The 19797-nt window shown below is 43.7% G+C and carries 22 protein-coding genes; 7 read left to right on the forward strand and 15 right to left on the reverse strand.

The features are described 5' to 3' along the window. Nucleotides 1–57: 57 nt before the first annotated feature. On the reverse strand, nucleotides 58–528 hold the full coding sequence (locus tag DFP76_RS15645; RefSeq protein ID WP_113875542.1) for an FxsA family protein: 471 nt from the start codon (nucleotides 526–528) through the stop codon (nucleotides 58–60). Nucleotides 529–576: 48 nt separating this feature from the next. On the opposite strand from DFP76_RS15645, the gene DFP76_RS15650 reads away from it, so the two are divergent. Continuing rightward, nucleotides 577–885, forward strand: a complete 309-nt coding sequence (locus DFP76_RS15650) for an MGMT family protein (protein ID WP_281269740.1) — start codon at nucleotides 577–579, stop codon at nucleotides 883–885. A gap of 48 nt (nucleotides 886–933) precedes the next feature. On the opposite strand, the gene DFP76_RS15655 is transcribed toward DFP76_RS15650, so the two are convergent. Then, nucleotides 934–1419, reverse strand: a complete 486-nt coding sequence (locus DFP76_RS15655; protein ID WP_013796105.1) for a YajQ family cyclic di-GMP-binding protein — start codon at nucleotides 1417–1419, stop codon at nucleotides 934–936. 82 nt (nucleotides 1420–1501) lie between these two features. On the opposite strand from DFP76_RS15655, the gene DFP76_RS15660 reads away from it, so the two are divergent. Further along, complete coding sequence (locus DFP76_RS15660; RefSeq protein ID WP_113875544.1) at nucleotides 1502–2449, forward strand: ketopantoate reductase family protein; 948 nt, start codon at nucleotides 1502–1504, stop codon at nucleotides 2447–2449. Nucleotides 2450–2484: 35 nt separating this feature from the next. Here DFP76_RS15660 and DFP76_RS15665 read toward each other — a convergent pair whose 3' ends face one another. After that, nucleotides 2485–3318, reverse strand: a complete 834-nt coding sequence (locus tag DFP76_RS15665; RefSeq protein ID WP_113875565.1) for a CvfB family protein — start codon at nucleotides 3316–3318, stop codon at nucleotides 2485–2487. Between the two features lie 58 nt (nucleotides 3319–3376). Beyond that, nucleotides 3377–3931, reverse strand: a complete 555-nt coding sequence (locus DFP76_RS15670) for a DUF1415 domain-containing protein (RefSeq protein ID WP_113875545.1) — start codon at nucleotides 3929–3931, stop codon at nucleotides 3377–3379. A 178-nt stretch (nucleotides 3932–4109) separates the two neighbouring features. On the opposite strand from DFP76_RS15670, the gene DFP76_RS15675 reads away from it, so the two are divergent. Continuing rightward, entirely contained in the window at nucleotides 4110–5303 is a 1194-nt protein-coding gene (locus DFP76_RS15675; RefSeq protein WP_113875546.1) for a DEAD/DEAH box helicase, read from the forward strand. Nucleotides 5304–5393: 90 nt separating this feature from the next. Here the strand turns inward: DFP76_RS15675 and DFP76_RS15680 are convergent, their stop codons facing one another. The 5 genes from DFP76_RS15680 to DFP76_RS15700 all read right to left on the reverse strand — a co-directional run bounded on the left by DFP76_RS15680 (nucleotide 5394) and on the right by DFP76_RS15700 (nucleotide 10434). After that, nucleotides 5394–6527, reverse strand: coding sequence for a hypothetical protein (locus DFP76_RS15680; RefSeq protein WP_113875547.1), 1134 nt, complete (start codon nucleotides 6525–6527; stop codon nucleotides 5394–5396). Next, on the reverse strand, nucleotides 6527–8083 hold the full coding sequence (locus DFP76_RS15685) for a lipoprotein N-acyltransferase Lnb domain-containing protein (RefSeq protein ID WP_181799864.1): 1557 nt from the start codon (nucleotides 8081–8083) through the stop codon (nucleotides 6527–6529). The genes DFP76_RS15680 and DFP76_RS15685 overlap by 1 nt, the downstream gene beginning before the upstream one ends. A 120-nt stretch (nucleotides 8084–8203) precedes the next feature. Then, nucleotides 8204–9022: a hypothetical protein gene (locus DFP76_RS15690; protein ID WP_113875549.1), complete on the reverse strand. Its 819-nt coding sequence runs from the start codon at nucleotides 9020–9022 to the stop codon at nucleotides 8204–8206. A gap of 188 nt (nucleotides 9023–9210) precedes the next feature. Beyond that, the gene (gene ribA / locus DFP76_RS15695) at nucleotides 9211–9825 is read right to left on the reverse strand and encodes a GTP cyclohydrolase II (RefSeq protein WP_113875550.1); all 615 of its coding nucleotides are present in this window, start codon (nucleotides 9823–9825) and stop codon (nucleotides 9211–9213) included. Between the two features lie 135 nt (nucleotides 9826–9960). Then, nucleotides 9961–10434 (reverse strand): Lrp/AsnC family transcriptional regulator, encoded by a 474-nt coding sequence (locus DFP76_RS15700; RefSeq protein WP_113875551.1) that lies wholly within the window; start codon nucleotides 10432–10434, stop codon nucleotides 9961–9963. A gap of 212 nt (nucleotides 10435–10646) precedes the next feature. Here DFP76_RS15700 and leuA point away from each other — a divergent pair, with 212 nt between their 5' ends. Then, complete coding sequence (leuA, locus tag DFP76_RS15705) at nucleotides 10647–12320, forward strand: 2-isopropylmalate synthase (RefSeq protein ID WP_113875552.1); 1674 nt, start codon at nucleotides 10647–10649, stop codon at nucleotides 12318–12320. 73 nt (nucleotides 12321–12393) lie between these two features. Here leuA and DFP76_RS15710 read toward each other — a convergent pair whose 3' ends face one another. Both DFP76_RS15710 and DFP76_RS15715 read right to left on the reverse strand, forming a co-directional pair. Next, nucleotides 12394–12747: a hypothetical protein gene (locus tag DFP76_RS15710; RefSeq protein ID WP_113875553.1), complete on the reverse strand. Its 354-nt coding sequence runs from the start codon at nucleotides 12745–12747 to the stop codon at nucleotides 12394–12396. A 37-nt stretch (nucleotides 12748–12784) separates the two neighbouring features. Further along, nucleotides 12785–12964 carry a Cro/CI family transcriptional regulator gene (locus DFP76_RS15715; RefSeq protein WP_113875554.1) on the reverse strand — a complete coding sequence of 60 codons (180 nt, stop codon included), beginning with the start codon at nucleotides 12962–12964 and terminating at the stop codon, nucleotides 12785–12787. A gap of 87 nt (nucleotides 12965–13051) precedes the next feature. Here DFP76_RS15715 and DFP76_RS15720 point away from each other — a divergent pair, with 87 nt between their 5' ends. Continuing rightward, nucleotides 13052–13708, forward strand: coding sequence for a S24 family peptidase (locus DFP76_RS15720; protein WP_113875555.1), 657 nt, complete (start codon nucleotides 13052–13054; stop codon nucleotides 13706–13708). A 149-nt stretch (nucleotides 13709–13857) separates the two neighbouring features. Further along, nucleotides 13858–14055 carry a carbon storage regulator CsrA gene (csrA, locus tag DFP76_RS15725; RefSeq protein WP_113875556.1) on the forward strand — a complete coding sequence of 66 codons (198 nt, stop codon included), beginning with the start codon at nucleotides 13858–13860 and terminating at the stop codon, nucleotides 14053–14055. Here csrA and umuC read toward each other — a convergent pair whose 3' ends face one another. Beyond that, nucleotides 14056–15327, reverse strand: coding sequence for a translesion error-prone DNA polymerase V subunit UmuC (gene umuC / locus DFP76_RS15730; RefSeq protein WP_113875557.1), 1272 nt, complete (start codon nucleotides 15325–15327; stop codon nucleotides 14056–14058). Continuing rightward, nucleotides 15324–15773: a translesion error-prone DNA polymerase V autoproteolytic subunit gene (gene umuD, locus DFP76_RS15735; RefSeq protein WP_113875558.1), complete on the reverse strand. Its 450-nt coding sequence runs from the start codon at nucleotides 15771–15773 to the stop codon at nucleotides 15324–15326. Before umuD ends, umuC begins: the two co-directional genes overlap by 4 nt. Nucleotides 15774–16198: 425 nt before the next feature. On the opposite strand from umuD, the gene DFP76_RS15740 reads away from it, so the two are divergent. Next, the gene (locus DFP76_RS15740; RefSeq protein ID WP_113875559.1) at nucleotides 16199–17893 is read left to right on the forward strand and encodes a methyl-accepting chemotaxis protein; all 1695 of its coding nucleotides are present in this window, start codon (nucleotides 16199–16201) and stop codon (nucleotides 17891–17893) included. A 71-nt stretch (nucleotides 17894–17964) separates the two neighbouring features. On the opposite strand, the gene DFP76_RS15745 is transcribed toward DFP76_RS15740, so the two are convergent. Together DFP76_RS15745 and DFP76_RS15750 are read right to left on the reverse strand one after the other, a co-directional pair. Then, nucleotides 17965–19059, reverse strand: coding sequence for an MBL fold metallo-hydrolase (locus DFP76_RS15745; protein ID WP_113875560.1), 1095 nt, complete (start codon nucleotides 19057–19059; stop codon nucleotides 17965–17967). A gap of 215 nt (nucleotides 19060–19274) precedes the next feature. Continuing rightward, nucleotides 19275–19634 (reverse strand): aggregation factor core, encoded by a 360-nt coding sequence (locus tag DFP76_RS15750; protein ID WP_147084227.1) that lies wholly within the window; start codon nucleotides 19632–19634, stop codon nucleotides 19275–19277. Between the last annotated feature and the right edge of the window lie 163 nt (nucleotides 19635–19797).

Consider the following 19797-nt stretch of genomic DNA (forward strand, 5'->3'; position numbering starts at 1 on the left):
ATCTCTATCGGACTTTTATATACGGTTGCTAATTTATTTTTCAACCCATCCAATAAATTATTTTTTATCAATTAAATCATTGTCTTCGTTAGCGTACTCGCCTTCGATGATGTCACCCTCTTTTGAGGATTCATAATAACCTCGACTGCGCCACTGAGTACCGCGCGCCATCACAGAGCTCATCAATTTAACCACCAAGCCTGCTGCGAACAACTTACGCAACATAGGAATCAATAACAAGCCACCAATAGCATCGGTGACAAAGCCTGGAATCAGTAAACACAAGCCAGCAAACAACAACATCACGCCTTCAGCCACTTCTGATGCTGGCAGCTCACCACGACGCATTTTTTCTTGGGCCTTTAATGAGGTCTCTAAACCTTGCTTACGAATCAGAGTCACCCCTACAATGGCGGTTAGAAAGACCAAGCCGACTGTCGCCAAGCTGCCGATTTCACTGCCAACCTGTATCAGAACAGTCATTTCGATAATGGGCACAAGGATAAATAGTAATAACGCGAATCTCATGATCACCTTCTTTTGTTTTTCACTTACTCTATAACTATGGGCAATACCGTGACTAATCAAGCAATGACGCATTTTAAATCTCAAGTATTTCTGATTTTACACCAGTCACAAGTAGGAGAATGCTTTAGCTACGGGGAAATCGCCACTCTAGCAGGCTTTCCTGGTTATGCTCGTCAAGTTGGTCAATTACTCAAAAAATTGCCCAAAGACACTAAGTTACCTTGGTATCGAGTGGTCAATGCACAGAAGCGCATTAGCTTTATAGAAGGGTCAGAGGCTTATCTTCGCCAGAAAGAAAGATTAGAGGCCGAAGGTTGGCTAATTATTGCGGGAAAACTAAAATACAAAGACCAATAGAGCTTGGTAAAAACAGCCACCTACATTAGGTGACTGCCTTTGTTTAAGTCAGTCGCGGAAGTTATTAAATTGCACAGGTTGTGATAAATCGGCACCACGCAGTAATGTCATAACTTGCTGCAAATCATCACGTTTTTTACCCGTGACGCGCAACTGATCACCTTGAATTTGCGCCTGTACTTTGATCTTGCTGTCTTTGATCATTTTGACAATCTTTTTCGCTTCCGCCGCTTCAATACCTTCTTTCATTTTGACCGCTTGCGAGACGCGCATATTGCCTTTTTCAATGTCTTCTTTTTCCAGACTTTTCAGATCAATACCACGATTAACCAGCTTTTGATTCAAAATATCCGACAATTGACGTAGCTGAGGCTCGGCTTCGGCCTGCATAACGACACTGGATTTATCTTTTATTTCAAAGCTGGCTTTAACACCTTTAAAGTCGTAACGTGTTGTAATTTCTCGGTTTGCTTGGTCTACGGCGTTGCTTACTTCGTGCCAGTCCAATTCAGAGACTACATCAAATGATGGCATTTTCTGCTCCTTTGCATTTTCAATCAGTTCGTTTGGCGCGATAATAGCAAGAATTGAAATAAAACACCTAATGGATCACGTTATGAAGCAATCTCCTTGGTTAGTGGTTGGCTCTGGTGCCATCGGCCTATTTTGGGCTTGTAAACTGAAAAGCCTCGACCACAAAGTGCATCTAGTTTATCGAAGCACCGACCCCGGAAAAAAAATCACCCTAGATTCCTTAGTAGATGAAAGCGGACAACAGCAGGCTGAAACACACACCTATAAAATAAAGACGTTCACCGCCGACACTCTCGAAAAGCAATACCAAAAAGTGCTCTTGTGCACTAAGTCATTTGACCTTGTCGAAGCGTATCAGCAAGTATCAGAGCACCTTAGCGATGACGCTGACGTCGTTTGCCTGTGCAATGGGTTAGGCGCACAAGATCAATTACAAAAGCAATTACAGCCTGAGCAGACGTTATGGGCAGGCGTCACCAGTGAAGGGGTTCTTAAAATTGAACACAATCACATCAAACACACAGGATTAGGCGACACCTACTTTGGCCCTTGGCTGCCCTCGGAGGCCACTATAGACTTTCCGTTAGAAGGGTTTGGCGTTCGCAACATTCACCAAAGAATCATTGAAAAACTGGCCGTCAATGCCGTCATTAATCCCATTACCGCGATTTTCAATCTACACAATGGGGATATTTTAGATGATGAATATGGCACCTTGATGGAAGCGACCCTAGCGGAATTAGAAAGCGTCTTTACTCATCCTAAATTTGCTTACGCTGAGCACAGTCAGCACTTATCTTATGACAACCTGAAAAATCGCATCAGCACCGTTGCCAAACTTACGCGACTAAATCGTTCCTCCATGTTTGAAGACCTGCGTTTGCAAAGGCAAACTGAGAACGACTTTATTTCTGGCTTCTTAATGGAAAACAGCCCCATCAAACTGACGGTACAACCTCTTCTGTACGAAGGTGTTAACCAGCCAGATTCACGCCCCGAAGTACAAAAAAAGCTGCTAAGTCTTACTTAGCAGCTTTTGATCAACACAACCTTTCAAAGCAGAAATTACAACTTAGTAATTTTTTCCTTGGTCAAAGATATTTTCTTATCTTTATACAAAGCGCCAAGTGCTTTTTTATACGTCGCCTTACTGACTTTAAATACTTTATAAATGGCTTCTGGAGACGCTTTATCGGTCAAATCCGATTCCCCACCTTGTGCGTCCAAATAATCCAACACATCATCCAGAATGTTACGCACTTTTTTGTAGCCCACTTCTTGCAGACTCAAATCAATTTTTCCGTCTTCGCGCATCTGCTTGATATAGGCTGTGGCTTTCTCGCCTTTGTACAACTGACGAAAAGCGTCTTCGAAGAATAATACCCCCCAAAAACGATTATCAATCACACATTTGAAGCCAATGTTGGTCTTATCACCAATCACCACAGAAACTTTATCACCCACACGATAAGGCGCTTCCTCTCGGTTCAACAAAGGGTCAACCTTTGTCGTTGCCACTATACGATTGGTAATTTGATCAAGGTAAATAAACAATAAATGTGTTTCACCTTCTTCCACACGGTTTTTTTGCTGGCTAAAAGGCACCAATAAATCTTTCGGTAATCCCCAGTCAAAAAACGCGCCGACTTGATTCACTGCAACCGATTTCAAGGCTGCAAACTCACCAACTTGCGCTTTCGGAAAGTCGGTGGTGGCAATCAACTTATCATCGGAATCAAGGTAAACAAACACCTCAATTTCTTGGCCAATTTCAACCTGCTTAGGCACGTAGCGCTTTGGCAGTAAAATTTCACCCAATGTATCAGCATCCAAATAGACGCCAAACTCTTTTTCTTTAACGACTCTTAAGGTATTTAAGCGTCCAATTTGTGTAGCCATGGTTTCTCCGGCAAGGAATTTTTCACGCACTATACTGACTTATCTGTCGAGCGCAAGATTAGTTTGCATCCATACAAGCTTTAAAAATGTCTTCCAATTTATTTCGCCCTAAGGCTTCCATTTTAGCAATATTTTCATCCGGTATTTGGGACGTATCGCCATAAAACTCAATGGCTTTATCCAAGCTGGCCTCTCGTAATATATGCAGCATAGGGTAAGGCGAACGGTTAGTGTAATTAGACACATCCTCCTCTTCTGCACCAGCAAAACAATAATCAGGATGAAAGGTTGCCAATTGGTAAACACCTTCACATCCCTGATCAAACATAAGGTTCTCAGACATTTCCACGAAATCCAAGTAACGCTGAAAATCCTTAAACAAAGTGGGGAAAATGAGCAGCGTGGTTTCCGTTTCGGCATGTTCATCTAACCACTGAATTTCAGACATCAATTCTTCTAAAGCGACATCTGTTTTTTTCGAGCGCAACACGACAAGACGCACGCTGTCTTTTTCCACTTCTCGTTTGGCAAAAGGACAAACATTGTGGCCCACAATAAAGTCTTTCACCCAATTCATCGTTTGGCCGACCACCAAATCATCTGATAACAACATACGACATTCTTCTTAATAGTGACATTAACCACCAGATTAAACACAAGCAATTAAACACACCTGTTTTAAAATGGCTTTTGATTTCGAAACAACATAAAACAAGGTATCATTCTGCTTATTAGCCTTTTGTCACTTTTATCGATACGAGGCACTTTTTTTATTGCAACAGAGAGATTACATGTCATTTGCTGAATTAGACCTAGATTACACGATCGAAGAAGCAATCAATAGCCTAGGTTTTGAAACACCTACCGAAATTCAACAGCAAGCCATCCCTGTTATTTTAGAGGGCTCCGACCTATTGGCGACCGCCCCAACTGGCACAGGCAAAACCATCGCGTTTTGCGCACCCGCCGTGCAACATGTTTTAGACCGCGATGAAACCTCCACAACGGCACCTAAAGTACTTATTCTAGCGCCTAGTCGTGAACTTGCCCGACAAATTTTCAATGTCATTGGTGGCCTAACACAACACACGCGCATTCAATCGCAGTTGATCATTGGCGGTACGCCATACGGGATGCAACAACAGCAACTTAGCGAACCTTGTGACATTCTGGTTGCGACACCAGGCCGCTTGGTAGAGCTTGATGAAAAGCAATGGCTAGACTTAACGGATGTCAGCTACTTCGTCATTGATGAAGCCGATCGCATGTTAGACATGGGCTTTGTTAACGCCATCAACAAGATTGCCAAAGAGCTTCCGCAGGAACACCAAACTTTGATGTTCTCAGCCACTTTAGAAGGTGAAAAAATGGGCCGCTTTGCCAGCGCCTTATTAAGCCCTGAAACGGAGCAAATTCGCCTTGGTGAATCATCGCGCACTGTGCCCGATCAGATTCGCCAAGTGGCCTATCGAGTTGACGATGACGCACACAAAGAAGCCATGCTCAAGCACCTACTCAATAAGGAAGGGGTGCAACAAACCGTGGTTTTTGTCTCCAATCGTGATCATGTGGATGTGTGGGTACAAAAAATCCGCAACATGAACATCATGTGTGATGGCTTACACGGAGAAATGAAACAAGGCGATCGCAGTGAACATTTAAAACAAATGAAACGCGGACGCTTGCAAGTACTCGTCGCGACCGATGTGGCATCTCGTGGCATCGACTTACCTGAAATCAATACTGTGATTAACTTGCGTTTACCACGCAAAGCCGATTCATACATTCACCGTGCTGGTCGTGCTTCACGAGAGGGCGCGCCTGGTGAATGCATTTCTTTGATCGACATTAATGATTTACCGATGATTGAAAAGATTCAGCGTTTTATGCAAACCAACGTGAAATTTGGCCGCATTGAAGGGCTCGAAGCTAAAACTAAAGCCAGATCTCCACGCAGCAAAAAGAAAAAGAAGAAAACAAAATAGCCCCTAATTTGTTTTCTTCTGAACAGAACAAGCGCCACCTTAAAAGTGGCGCTTTTTTGCATTAAGGAAGATGCGAACAAGTCCTCTTGCTTAACACCCCTCAACCGACGTAGCACGAACCACAAACTGTTTGGCCGGACAAGCGATCGAACTCGGCACTTGTGTGGTATCACCAAAGCAGCTCCCCGCATTCATATTGACATGATTTCTCAGCACACCACGGTGTACCACAGGCCCGGTAGACGAACATTGTACGGAGAAATTTACGTTCACACATGACACCAGCTCTGGCTTGATAACGGGTAATGTAGCAAAAACATGCTTTTCTCCATAACAGCTTCTTGCCCCCAAACGTGCGCCTGACGTCAGTTTGCTGAGATAAATCTGCTTATTTCTAGCCTCTTCCTCTTTGGCTCTTTGCTGTGCCAATACTCGCGCTTCTCGCTCCTGACGACGCTTCTCTGCCGCTAGACGACGCTCTTCATCTCGCTTACGGCGCGCCTCTTCTGCCTGTCGTCTTTGCTCGGCTTGGCGTCTAGCCTGCGCTTGTTGCTGCTCTAGATTGGCCATCGCCTGTTGTTGCTGTTGTTGGATACGTCGCTGTTGAGCCTGTTGTTCACGTTTTTGACGCTCTTTTGCTTGGCGCTGCGCTTCAATCGCCTGCATTTGACGATTAAAATCCGCTTTCTGACGGGCCAAATCCGCCTGTAGCTGGCTATTCAATTGAGTCAACGCCGAGCTCAACGCGGCCATAGTACCGCCCGATGAGCCACCTGAGTTATAACTTGGTTCTTCATCACGACAATCCCAAGAATCCAAACGCCCAGCAACACATTGAGAATATTGTCGAGCAATGGGACAACGACTAGCGCAACGAGCTTCCAGTTTACGCTGAGCAGCAAGGCGCTGTTTTTCTTTGTGATATTTTTCTTGATCATTGCGATAGGCAATCAGCTCATTAAGACGCACCTTTGAATCCTGATCAAATACCAAAGGACGCGCTTTCTTAATTTCTTGATCTGCACAAGCAAAGTTTTCATCGTCCGCACAACGGTAACCTGCATCAATGGCATCATCGAACTCCATTTGATCCAACTGATCCAATTGATCTAACTGATCAAGCATTTTCAGCATATCTTGTTGCGAGGTTTCAGCCATCGCCGTCATGATGACGAAGCTCAGAAAAAAATAGATCAAGCCACTGGTTAGTGTGAGTTTCTTCATTAGAACAAGGCCTCCAAGGTCTCAATATTATCGAGCGTCTGCACCAGCTCTTGCTCTAGTACCTTTAGCTCTTTCATATGCTGATGATCGTCTGGTACCGCTGACGCCATCATATTGAATATTTTCTGCTGCGCTTGTTGCGAGCCACATTGCCAATCTGTATTAGACTGAAAATCCGTTAACGCCCCAATATCAGGAATACCATCAAAGCGCGGTACCAACATTTGTATTTGCAATAACGGTTGCACATAGCAATGCTGTAAAAGCTTCTTATCCAAACTGTTCGGCAAGGTCTGAAGTTGCGCCTGCATGACGTCTAATAACTGTAACTCAATCACAATATCGATCACTTTACGGAACAGCTCAAACTGCAAATACACCAACTGTCGCTCTTCAAGCAGTAACTGCGCCTCCAATAAATAATCATTATTGGCTAAGGTCGCATACACAGAATTAGACACCAACACGTCATACATTCGCTGAGCAGCGCGAGTTTGATCATATTGTTCTAGATTTGCATAAGGGTACGAATCAATCACATCCGCCAAGGTATTTAATGCTTGTTGGTAATAAATGCGATTGCGAGGAAAAAAGTATCCTTGCGATTCAGCCTTCTCCAAGGAAACCAACACCTCACCGCGTGTCAATGGACTATTTTTCAATTTGTTGAACAGTGAATCTGGGCGAAGGAAGTTCAGTTCTGCATCAGATTGGCCTTCCAGCTGTAAAGCCTTATTCAATAAGTCCTGCAACAATGTGGCGCAATTGGCTGTGATGAACCGGTAGTTACCTCGATAGCTCCAATGGATTTCCGATAAATCCCTCACGACTTGCTCAACCTGCTGAGCGGATAAATTTAATGGTAAAGAATACAAATCGCGATCGACCAATAAGGTATTAGCACGAAACACTTCACGGAAAGTCGAACCAAATAAATGTGCATCATAACCACCGAAAAAGCCCTTCAACAAATTCATGGAAAAGCCATCAATCCGAGCCACATACCCCAAGAACACATGGTTAAACAGGTTTCGCTGACAGGACTCTAAGCTAGATGACATGTCTGGACACACCAGCAGTCGTACCGACACATGACCAAAAGAAGACGCGACGCCCTCACCTTCTGACGCAAACACCAGATGAACTTCTCGCACCTGCTTAGGATCGATGGACACTAATTGACTGCCTTGATTGGAGTCAAATAGATAAAAAGGAACAGGCTCATGACAGTCTTCATAACTGACGCGCGCTTGATAACGACGAGCGAAATATGAGGCATAAATCGGATGACGGCAGGCAAAGTCTTTCTCTATTAGATATTCGCGTAGAATCAACGCATAAACGGCTTCCTGCGACTGATGCCGGTCTTTAATGAGTTCGCGAGTATGCTGAAAACGTTCATCGGCTTGTAATTCGGATGACAGTAAATCAACAGAAAAGGATTCAGATTCAGTCGGTATTTTATTGACATTAGTTAACTGAGACAATTGACTACACAACAAGGCGTCTTGTTGTGCTGCTATCATTAAGGCTGGTGTTTTATCAGATAGCAGCAAAACCATTGCCTCATCACAATGATTATCTGGCTTATTTGCTTTAGGTGTTATCGTGCATCCTTGCAATAATATAAGTAGGCTAAACAGCGCACTTATTGGTATGCAGCGCATCATATTATTCTACTGAGAAGCTTTCGCCACCATTGAATCCGGTTTTGCCCAACGCACAGCATGTCCTTCAATGGTATCCAGTCGTTCTTCGATGTCTTTTCGAGTAAAATAGACAGATGGCGACGAGATTAAATCCCCTATGGTATAAAACGGCAAACCTGTGATGAGCGTCGAGCTTTCAGAAGCATTCGAGTTTGCTATTGCTCTCGGAAACAACCCCAACCAATAGAAATATGGGTTGTTCTCTAACTCACTTTCTAGCTGAGCAATCTTTTCATAACGCTCTTTTTTCTCCTTCGACGCAGTGTATTGTTGACGCCAGTAATCCACTTGGAGCGGGTCTTTCTCTAAGCCTTCCCCCGTTTCATATCGCTTAATGACACGCTGCATGGCCTCTAAGTCACCGTCACCCGCTTGTGCCAGATCCGTCTGCACAGCTTGTTTGGCTAGACGCTCTTTTTCGAGAGCCAATTTACGTGCCGCTTCCGCTTCTCTTTGCTCTTTCATCGCCAAACCGTAAGCCGTTAAGCTGGCTTGTTGCGGCATAGTGATACGAACTCGCTGGGGACGGTCGGCGGTCGCATCCACTTGCTGGATAAAGACCTTCTCCTGCTCTTTGTTAATGTTTTGCACCGCTTTTATTTGGTAAGAACCTTCTTCTAATACCACCGCTTCGCGGGCAAAATCCGAACACTCGAATTTTAATTCGTCATTTACATACACCTCAGCCCCGTTGGTGTTTTCCTGACAATAAATTCCGATTAATGCATTGTCAGCCATAGCGACTGGTGACCCTAAAGCAAACAAAATAAGAGACGTCTTTTTCATAACAGCACCCTTTTAATGATTCCATTACCGCGTAACGCTATCGCAGCAATTTTTTGATCTATCTGGCTTTTTCTGTCAAATATTAGTCAAGACTACTCAAAAAATGTACAGAGTCCAATTCATCAAGGCACAAAAAAGCCCCTTTCGGGGCTTCTGCAACAAAATTTAACATTTTTGCCAAGAGCTTATTAATCAAACTTCAAGGTATGTTGTTTGCGCTTGGCTTTGGTTTCTAGATACTGACGGTTGTGCTGGTTTACATGAACCTTGGTTGGTACCAATTCAACCACATCAATGCCATGCTCTTTTAGCTGTTGAGCCTTGTCTGGATTGTTGGTGAGTAATCTCACCTTGCTCACACCCAACGCAAGTAGCATATCCGCCGCGACCCCAAAATCACGGCCATCGTCTGGTAAATGCAACATTTCATTTGCTTGATAAGTATCATAGCCTTGGTCTTGCAAAGCATAGGCTTCTAGCTTGGCATACAAACCAATACCTCGCCCTTCTTGACGCAAATAAAGAATGTAACCACCCTCTTCGTTAATACGATCAATGGCTTCATCAAGCTGCTCACCACAATCACAACGGCCGGAACCAAATACGTCTCCGGTTAAACACTCAGAATGCAGACGCACCAATGGCACATGGTCCGCTTGTTCGGTTTGAGCTGGATTGCCTTCAAAATATATCCCTATGTGTTCTTTGCCAGAGTCATCCCCATTAAAGGAAATAAACTCAGCGGTCACGTCACCGGCGCGTACCGGAATCATTACTCGACGCTTAATGGTCAAATCTGTCATTACTGCTCTCTCTAGGGATTATTTATGACACAAAGTATAACGCCCTTACATTTGGTCAAATATGAAAAAATCAATATTAATCCGCGGTTTCTTTCATTCTTTTCTACTTGATTCACTGATTGCGGATTCACAGGCTTAGGCTAAATGATCTAACGGCAAAGCGGTTCGGTTAATGATACGCCTCAGTAAGAAGCTGGAATGCACACCTGTGACACCCGCTATGCGTGTTAATTTTCCAAGTAGAAACTCCTGATATTTATCCATGTCTTCCACCACGACTTCTAATAAGTAGTCTGCAGATTGACCCGTTACCAAATTACAGGATTTCACCTCTGGGTAGGATTCCACCAAGGACTCAAAGACTTCAAACCGCTCCGGTGTGTGCCTGTCCATACTTATCTGGATAAAAGCGGTAAGTTTTAACCCCAGTTTCTTTTGATCTAATAAAGTCACACTGCGATCAATCACGCCAGTTTCTTCTAACGCTTTCACACGACGTAAGCAAGGCGAAGCCGATAATCCAACGCGATCCGCCAGCTCTTGATTAGTCAAGCTAGAATCTTGCTGTAACTCACGCAAAATATTCAAATCAATCTTATCAAAACCCAAAACATAAGCCTCATATTGCCAATTTATTCTTTATGTACGCAATATAATGCCATTTAGATTGAAATTTCCATAAAAAACGCAATCTTTTACCCTAGAAAATTCGCTATTATATAGTCATAGCGAAATCATTGAGGAAGCCACCATGCTTCCTTACGACGCAAACTGTTTACCATCGGAGCTTATCCGCTCCTTAACATAAGAAGGGAAAGATCATGACCTCTTTTGATCACACTAAGTACAGACCATTCCAGCCTGTCGCCATTGAAAACCGCACTTGGCCTGACCAAGAAATCACTAAAGCTCCGATTTGGTCAAGCGTTGACCTGCGCGATGGCAACCAAGCTCTGGTTGAACCTATGACAGTGGAACAAAAGAAACAATTCTTCGCCCTACTTGTAGACGTGGGCTTTAAAGAAATCGAAGTCGGCTTCCCTGCCGCATCACAGTTAGACTTCGACTTCGTACGTTGGTTGATCGAAGAAAACCAAGTGCCTGACGATGTCTACATTCAAGTATTAACACAAGCACGCCCTGAGTTGATTGAGCGTACATATGAGTCTCTTAAAGGCGCAAAAAAAGCCATTGTTCATGTTTACAACTCAACGTCTAAAACCCAGCGTGAGCAAGTCTTTCGTTTAGGCAAAGACGGCATTAAAGAGATTGCCGTTAAAGGCGCTCAATGCGTTAAAGAACATGCCGCGAAACACCCTGAAACAGAATGGGTATTCCAATATTCACCAGAAAGCTTCACTGGCACTGAAACTGACTTCGCCGTCGAAGTGGTGGATGCCGTTGCCGACGTATGGCAACCAACCCCAGACAACAAAATCATCATTAACTTGCCAGCAACGGTCGAAGTGGCGACACCAAACCGTTTTGCTGATCAGATCGAATATTTCTGCCGCCAAGTAAAACAGCGTGACAGCATGATCATCAGCTTACACACCCACAACGACCGTGGTTGTGGTGTGGCGGCAGCAGAACTTGGCCTAATGGCAGGTGCTGACCGTATCGAAGGTACTTTGCTAGGCAATGGTGAACGAACCGGCAACATGGACGTGGTGACAATGGCCATGAACATGTACAGCCAAGGCATTGATCCAGAGTTAGCGCTAGGCGACATGGACCGCATCATAAGTGTGGTTCAAGCTTGCACCCTATTACAAGTTCATCCGCGCCATCCTTACGCAGGTGAATTGGTGTTTACCGCTTTCTCTGGCTCTCACCAAGACGCAATCAAAAAGTGCTTGGCGAATCAGACCGACGACAAACCTTGGGACGTGGCTTATTTGCCAATTGACCCTCGTGATGTTGGTCGCAGCTACCAAGAAGTCATTCGCGTTAATAGCCAATCTGGTAAAGGCGGTGTGGCTTACACCCTTGAACAAGAATACGGCTTGGCGTTACCTCGCTGGTTGCAAGTGGAGTTCAGCCCAATCGTGCAACAGTTTGCCGAGCAAGACGGTGGCGTAGTAAATGCAGAATCCATGAAAGCCTTGTTCGAATCGCGCTTCATGACTGGCAACAAGCCTTACCAGCTTGGTAAATACGATCATGCCAAAAACGATGTGGATACCGTACACGCTGAACTAAACAGTGAATCAGGCTCGGTGAGCATTACTGGTACAGGCAATGGCGCTCTATCTGCTTTTAGTGAAGCCTTGGGCAAACACTTTGGCATGCGTGTCGACATTATCCAGTATCAAGAGCACGCTCTGACCGTCGGTAGCGACTCACAAGCCATTGCTTATGTACAAGCGAACATCGATGGTGATCGTTTCAATGGGGTTGCGATTGATAGCGACATCGTATCTGCATCCGTACAGGCCTTGATGGCCACGGTAAACCAGAAAGTGTTAGAAAATACGAGTGCTAATGTCGCCTAATTGAGTGGCCTCTTAATCCGCACCGTCAAGACACTGACGCTAATAAAAGCCAACATGTTTAACATGTTGGCTTTTATTTTGGCACGTCTTCTATTCTATTCTGATGACGTTGACATTCAGTCTCTATGTTAGGTGATGCTTGAGGGAAATTCACATGATTCATCACACCAACTAGGGTCGCTTCATAAGGCTTAATCGGCGATAATATCAAAGTATCCTTTAACGCTTCGTCGATCGTCTTCTGTGTCTCTATTAGATGCCGACAAGCATAGGTATCTTCCAAACCATAACGATAAAAACAAGCAAGTGTGTTTGAACATTGACAACTTAACACTGACAACGCTCTAGCCAGCGAGAAATGACTCGCCCTGGCATTTTGATGTGCTTCTTTCTTTTGGTCGTTCACCGTTTCCTCTCCTGAAAACACAAAACGCTCCATAAACTTCACAGAACGAATGTACAAGTTAGCGAATGTATAGCTTAGGATCGTATTTCAATACGCCGTTAGTGAGTTTCTCTATTCGCAACGCTTGTTTTTCTGGGATAACACGCCCCCATTGAGAAACCGAGCTTTTAGAGATACTCAACACGCTAGCCAGCTGCTGTTGAGTGCCAAAATAGCGAATGACTTTTTCCTTGTGCATCTTCACCAAACCATAAAGTTAAAAGTTTATTACTTTAAACAATACAAGTGAATAAAAATAAACTCAAGTTAGTTTAGTATTCTTAACATGGATATTTCAGACCGCATTAGACAAAAAATGACAGAGCACCACCTTAGAGCTGTCGACCTAACAAAGATGACAGGCGCGACCAAAGGATCGGTCAGCCAATGGCTTAACGGCATTTCATCGCCAGGTGGTAAATACATCATCCCGCTCACGAAAGCATTACAATGTGATGCTAATTGGTTATTTGGTGGCGTGTCAGCCAACCCACAAACCACATCAAACCCACAGCAGGATACTTCTTTCAACCCTTGCTTTATCAGCAAGCAAGTTCCTATTATCAGTCACGAGCAAGCCGAGACTTGGCGAGACTTTACTGACAAAGCCAGCCTTAAAGAACAGTTAGAGTGGGAATATGCTCCTGCGGCGATAAGCCATCATGCTTTCTGGCTAAAAGTGATAGGTGATAGCATGGTCTCTCCTGTGGGGCACAGCATTAGCGAGTCACACATCATCCTAGTGGACCCTTGCATGCAAGCTCAAAACGGTGATTTAGTGGTTGCAAAAGTGGACGCTACCAAAGAAGTCACCTTCAAAAAGCTAATCATTGACGCTGGCCAAACCTATCTTAAGCCCCTCAACCCAAACTACCGCCCTATTGAAGTCACCGATAAATGTCGAGTGATCGGCGTTGTCAGAGAAGCAAGATTAAAACTGTAAACCACCAGCACGACCAATAAAAAAAGCGAGCTTGTCTCGCTTTTTTTAGTTTCAGCTTTCCAATAAATTTGAAGTTTATTTTTATTGACTTTTTGCCGGTCATTTTTATAAACTTCATTTCATTCACTGTTATCCATACTGAGGACCTCATGCTGATTTTAACCCGACGTATCAATCAAACCATCAATATTGACTCGAATATTCAAGTCACCATATTAGGCATTAAGGGTAAACATGTTCGTGTTGGCGTCAGCGCTCCAAAAGACATCACAGTACACAGAGAAGAAATTTTTAAACGTATTGAGGCAGAAAAGATAAAAGATGACAGCCAATCCTATTGGCCTTAATTATCGTACTAAAGGCAAATCCTTCCACCGAGTAGTATAGCAAGGGGACAAGTGCTCGCGCTTCATGGACCATTGCGGAGTCACCCCCTGAGCAGCAAAAAACAGATTTCCAACACCACTGTGGTTAATGTGATCAAGCACTGTCATCAATTGTTTTGATTTAGCTTTATGACTGGCAGAACAGAAAAAGTCAGTTTGAAAGACACCCTGCTCATAGAAATCAGACAATATCACACCAGCCTTCATATAGCGGACTCCAGGCCGCCAAATACGATCAAAAATGACCTTGGTAACGTCTAATAAATCCCGCGTATCGTCAGTAGGATTCGGCAACTCGACGGATAAGGTTTTGGCATAAAAAGGCTCATGCGGAATGTGTGGACTGCTGCGAATAAACACGCTCACTGCCCGACACAAGCGCCTCTCAGCACGTAATTTTTCGGCCGCACGGCACGTGTATTTAGACACGGCTTCTCGTAATTCTCGTTGCTCGGTGATTTTGTAACCAAAAGAACGACTGCAAATGATTTGCTGTTTGACGGGCCGAACAGATTCCAAGGCCAGACAAGATACGCCATTAAGTTCTCGCACCGTACGCTCCAACACAACCGAAAACTCTCGGCGAGCCACCTTGGGATCGACTTGCGATAGATCTAAGGCCGTCTGTATCCCCTGCGCTCGCAAACGCTCACTCAAACGCCGACCAACTCCCCAGACCTCACCAACATCTACTAAAGCAAGTAAACGCTGCTGCCTATCGGGCGCCATCAAATCCACGACGGCCCCTGTCGCTGGGTATTTTTTGGCAGCATAATTCGCCAACTTAGCCAGTGTTTTACTGGGAGCAATACCAATGCCAACGCTGATTCCTGTCCACTTGTCTACTTTCGCCTTTACTCGCCGACCAAACGACAACAAATCTTCTGCCGTCGCAACACCACTCAAATCCAGAAAAGCTTCATCGATGGAATACTCTTCAACTTGTGGCGCTTCTTGCTCCAATAACGTCATCACCCGACTCGACATATCCGCATACAAAGCATAATTAGATGAAAAACATACCACCCCATGCTGCTCAATATCCGCTTGCACCTGAAACATGGGCACGCCCATCTTTATCCCTAATGCCTTAGCTTCTTTTGAGCGAGCAACAATGCAGCCATCATTATTCGATAAAACCACCACCGGCTTGTTTTTCAAGTCTGGCCGAAATAACGTCTCACAACTGGCGTAAAAATTATTGCAGTCCACTAAAGCAAACGCGCGTTTCATGCACCACGCTCTAGCTTACGAATCACACTGGTGACAACACCAAACACTTCAAATTCGGACTCTTCGGTGATCGGGATCGCTTTATAGGCTTTATTTTTCGGTCTTAACAATACATCCGGCTTTAACTCCAATACCTTAACCGTCATTTCTCCGTGTAAACAAGCAATAATGGTATCGCGATGGCTCGCTGTTAATGAGCGATCTACCACCAACACATCACCATTATGAATACCAGCTTCGATCATAGAGTCCCCCTGAGCACGAACAAAAAATGTCGCTGCCGGATGGGGAATACACAACTCATTTAGATCCAATGTTTTCTCAACAAAGTCCTGAGCAGGAGAGGGAAAACCGGCTGATACAGCCTCCCCATAGAACGGAATCAAAATGCTGTTTTCAGCGATATAAGAAGCGGAGCCAGACACTCCAAGGTAAGTCAAACGCATACACGACACTCAAACTACACTGTATAAACATACAGTATAATTGCCAGACTCAAACTGACCAAGTGTATTTTTGTGAAAAGTGCAGATTTCAGCCCAAAATTAAGAAAAATACCGAAAAGCAACTATCAAAAATCACCTATTCGATGACCTTTCTACCACTCACCAATTAGAGTCAATAACAAGAAGCCAAAAACCGAACACCAAAACTTACAAAACGAAAACAAATACCAATAGAATAAAACTAACGCCAGCGCATACTAAAAGACAGGATTCGTGCGCAAAAGGTTTGATCGCTATTTCAACGCACACACCATTGTCGTTTCTGACCTTCATAACATTATGATGAACGCTTACATAAAGCATGACCTCGACAATATAACTATGACACTCATGATCAAGTAGTTCTAAATTAAGAGGAAGATTGCATGATATCCAAGCTAAAAATCTCTCATAAGTTCTTCATAATGAGCACCATTCAATTGCTGTTAATTATGCTTGTTGGTGGCTTTTCGATTAATCAATTCACAAAAATCGGTCACGAGATTGAAGAAATAGCACACGACCATCTCCCCCTAACACAAGCACTCACCCTCATTACAGAACATCAACTACAACAGGCCATTGCAGTCGAAAAAGTCATCTCTCACGCACTGTTAGATGAAATCAAAGGCAAAGGCATATCACCAGAATCAACGACATTAATAACCGACTTAGAGGTCAATCTTAAAAAATTGCATGATGAAATCGTAACCGTTGAAGAAACCATAAAAACGTTACAGGCAAATCTTGAAAATGCGGCAGCAAAGCAAAAATATGACCTCATTCTAAACGAGTTTATTAATGTTGAAGCTGAATTCTTTGAACTGGAAAATATTATTCTGAACTTTCTAAACATAATTCAGAACAATGGTATCAGAAGCGCCCTAAATTCTATTGCAGAGATCGAGCATGCAAATGAGCTGCTGGACAAACACATTATTTCCATTTTGAATGAGTCTCAGAAATTTGCATTAGACTCAGCCAATATTGCTTTTGAAGACGAGCAACAGGCCGTCAATATTATTATGACTGTCCTCGCGATTGCCATACTAGTAGGGATCATCATTCCGATCCTAATCGGTCGATCTATCATTAGACCATTAGAAAACCTTTTAATACGCTTAGAAGATTTGGTTAACGGGGATGGGGATTTAACCCTTAGAATGAACTTCAAGCGCAATGATGAAGTCGGCGAAGTGGCCAATAAACTGGATCGCTTCATTAGCAAACTCCAAACCATCATCACGAGTATTTCAGAGTCTTCAACACGCTTAGATAACAATTCAGCGAAAGCATCAATCATAGTGCAAAACACCCTCACCTCAGTCGACAAACAAGAAACGGAAACCAGCCTTGTTGCCGAAGCGGTAAGCGAAATGAGTGATGCAACCGAAGAAGTCGCTAGAAATACTATTTCTGCATCAGACGTTGCCACTCAAATGCTAGAACTCGTTGAAAAAGGTAAATCTACCGCAGAAGAAAACCAACGAATTACTTCTCAACTATCACGAGACGTGCAGGCTACATCCCACAGTATTGATAACTTAGCCAAAGAAACAGACAACATCGGCGTCGTGCTAGACACAATCCAAGGTATTGCAGAACAGACTAACTTACTGGCACTAAATGCCGCCATAGAAGCAGCACGCGCAGGGGAATCCGGTCGAGGATTTGCAGTTGTTGCCGATGAGGTACGTTCATTAGCACAAAAAACCCAAACCTCAACAATCGACATTCAGAAACTGGTAGAAAACCTTCAGGCAGGCGCGAAAGAAGCAATGGACAGTATGAATAAAGGCATCGAAGTCACGGAGCACTGCACCATTATCGGCAAAAAAACAGCGGAACATTTTGAAGAAGTGGTCAGTGCCGTCAATAACATCGCCGATTTAAACCAACAAATTGCTGCCGCAACCGAGGAACAATCAACTGTCGCAACACAAATTCTCGACAGCATTAAAAGCATTAGTGAAATATCTCAAACCACCAGCCAAGACACAAATAAGGTCGCAACCGCAAATTACAGCATGGCAGAAGATGTCGATAGTCTTAAAAATCGATTAGCTCAATTTAAAATATAAGCACAACATTATTTCCCATGAGCCTCCTACTACAGACTCATGGGAATTAATCTTTCAGATAATCTAAAAGGTTAATCCGCTGGCTTCCACCAGCTGGATAATGCTGGCAAATTATTAATCGAAAAAATACGACCAAATTCCGGGGTACTTAACGTCACATCTCGTCGCATTGACTCAGTGACAACTCGATCAAATGGGTCATGCCACGAGTGAAAGGCAAGATCAAAGGTGCCATTATGAATTGGCATCATCACCTTTCCCTGTAAATCAATATGAGCCTGAACACTTTCCTCTGGCAACATATGAATATCAGACCAATCTTGATCATAGGCACCCGTTTCAACCATCGTTAAATCAAATGGGCCATACTTTTCACCCGTTTCTTTAAAGCCGGAAAAATACCCAGAATCCCCACTAAAGAAGAGGCTGTCCTGTGGCGTTTTGATTACCCAAGCGCCCCACAAGGTTCTATTTCCATCACCTATACCACGGCCCGAAAAATGTTGCGTCGGTGTAAAAGCAACCAAACCTTGTTTGGTGCGTAACTCTTGCCACCAATCAAATGTGACGATGTTGTTTGCTTTAACGCCCCAATTAATCAAATCGCCATCAACCCCTTTAGGCACTAAAAACTGTTTGGTTTTATCTAATAAAACTTTAACGCTGGCCTTGTCCAAATGGTCGTAATGATTGTGAGAAATCAACACTTTATCAATGGTAGGTAAATCTTCTAGGCGAATCGGTGGCTGATGAAACCGTTTTGGTCCAACAAATTGAAACGGCGATGCACGATCTGAAAACACAGGGTCAATCAACCAATATTCACCGTAATTTTTTAGCAAGATAGAAGAGTGCCCAAGCTTAACAATATGCAAGGTATCATCGCTCAGGGCCTCTAAATCGGTGCGACTAAGCGCATGAACTGGAATCTGAATGTCTGGCGTAGTATCAACTTTTTTCTCGGTAAAAAAGCGAATCCACAAGGCCGCCATATCGGTAAAAGACACTGGATGACGTGGCTCGGTATTATGAAACTTAGCGTCTTTATAGGGTGCTGACGCAACCTCTTTAATAGGAGGGACCTTAGCCTTAATATTTAGATTAACAAGATAAACGGTTAGCACGAGCGCAGAAATTAAAGCCACAAAGAGTTTTATCACAAGCATGGGAGAGCCAATTTTAAGTTAAACAGCAGTTCATAATTTGGGCTTATAGAGGCATTTCAATCATAGGATTGTGTGAATAATATGCAAGCTGCCATAATCAATCAGAAAACACGGTAGAACCAAATACGGCTCCTGTCGATAAAAAAGCTTAGGCATTCGCCTGATTAATTATTCGTTCTGCGTGTGGTCTAATGCCTCGAAATAACCTCACTTGTCTAGCAGGATGATAATGATATCAATGCTTTATTATTGCTACCAAAGATTGCTTTGGCTGGCTGTTTGCCTTTACTGCTTATCTCAACCGAAGCATTACGCATTTCCGCACCTATGACACGAATGTTGCCTAACTCACTTTGAGGCAATGTATCATCGACATCAATGGTAAAGCTCACAGAATCATGGGCATCGATGCGCTCAATGCTAACCGACAATACGGAATCACCATCCTTTACCTTAGAGGAAGACAATAGCATCAGGTCCCCCTGACTCACCTCAAAAGGTTGGAAAACTTCCACTCCGGCACCCGCTTCGGTTGTGTCAAAAATAAGCCGTCCTGCACTGTTCGATAGGTCCAAGTTTAAGACCAAATGTTGTAACGTACATTGCCCCGTATTACTCAGAACAAACCTGTCTTTGGGAGCACTGGACTTCCCAGACTTTACTAGACACCTATTAACGTTAAAATCTAGTTAAATAAGAGGTGTATTATGAAGTCCAAACGTTACCCTGAAGAATTTA

The organism is Marinomonas aquiplantarum, assembly GCF_003314975.1.
Taxonomy (GTDB): Bacteria; Pseudomonadota; Gammaproteobacteria; order Pseudomonadales; family Marinomonadaceae; genus Marinomonas; species Marinomonas aquiplantarum.

Coding starts and splice junctions, on each gene's coding strand:
- DFP76_RS15645 (WP_113875542.1), bottom strand. CDS start 528: ATGAGATTCGCGTTATTACTATTTATCCTTGTGCCCATTATCGAAATG.
- DFP76_RS15655 (WP_013796105.1), bottom strand. CDS start 1,419: ATGCCATCATTTGATGTAGTCTCTGAATTGGACTGGCACGAAGTAAGC.
- DFP76_RS15660 (WP_113875544.1), top strand. CDS start 1,502: ATGAAGCAATCTCCTTGGTTAGTGGTTGGCTCTGGTGCCATCGGCCTA.
- DFP76_RS15665 (WP_113875565.1), bottom strand. CDS start 3,318: ATGGCTACACAAATTGGACGCTTAAATACCTTAAGAGTCGTTAAAGAA.
- DFP76_RS15670 (WP_113875545.1), bottom strand. CDS start 3,931: ATGTTGTTATCAGATGATTTGGTGGTCGGCCAAACGATGAATTGGGTG.
- DFP76_RS15675 (WP_113875546.1), top strand. CDS start 4,110: ATGTCATTTGCTGAATTAGACCTAGATTACACGATCGAAGAAGCAATC.
- DFP76_RS15680 (WP_113875547.1), bottom strand. CDS start 6,527: ATGAAGAAACTCACACTAACCAGTGGCTTGATCTATTTTTTTCTGAGC.
- DFP76_RS15690 (WP_113875549.1), bottom strand. CDS start 9,022: ATGAAAAAGACGTCTCTTATTTTGTTTGCTTTAGGGTCACCAGTCGCT.
- ribA (WP_113875550.1), bottom strand. CDS start 9,825: ATGACAGATTTGACCATTAAGCGTCGAGTAATGATTCCGGTACGCGCC.
- leuA (WP_113875552.1), top strand. CDS start 10,647: ATGACCTCTTTTGATCACACTAAGTACAGACCATTCCAGCCTGTCGCC.
- DFP76_RS15715 (WP_113875554.1), bottom strand. CDS start 12,964: ATGCACAAGGAAAAAGTCATTCGCTATTTTGGCACTCAACAGCAGCTG.
- DFP76_RS15720 (WP_113875555.1), top strand. CDS start 13,052: ATGGATATTTCAGACCGCATTAGACAAAAAATGACAGAGCACCACCTT.
- csrA (WP_113875556.1), top strand. CDS start 13,858: ATGCTGATTTTAACCCGACGTATCAATCAAACCATCAATATTGACTCG.
- umuC (WP_113875557.1), bottom strand. CDS start 15,327: ATGAAACGCGCGTTTGCTTTAGTGGACTGCAATAATTTTTACGCCAGT.
- umuD (WP_113875558.1), bottom strand. CDS start 15,773: ATGCGTTTGACTTACCTTGGAGTGTCTGGCTCCGCTTCTTATATCGCT.
- DFP76_RS15740 (WP_113875559.1), top strand. CDS start 16,199: ATGATATCCAAGCTAAAAATCTCTCATAAGTTCTTCATAATGAGCACC.
- DFP76_RS15745 (WP_113875560.1), bottom strand. CDS start 19,059: ATGCTTGTGATAAAACTCTTTGTGGCTTTAATTTCTGCGCTCGTGCTA.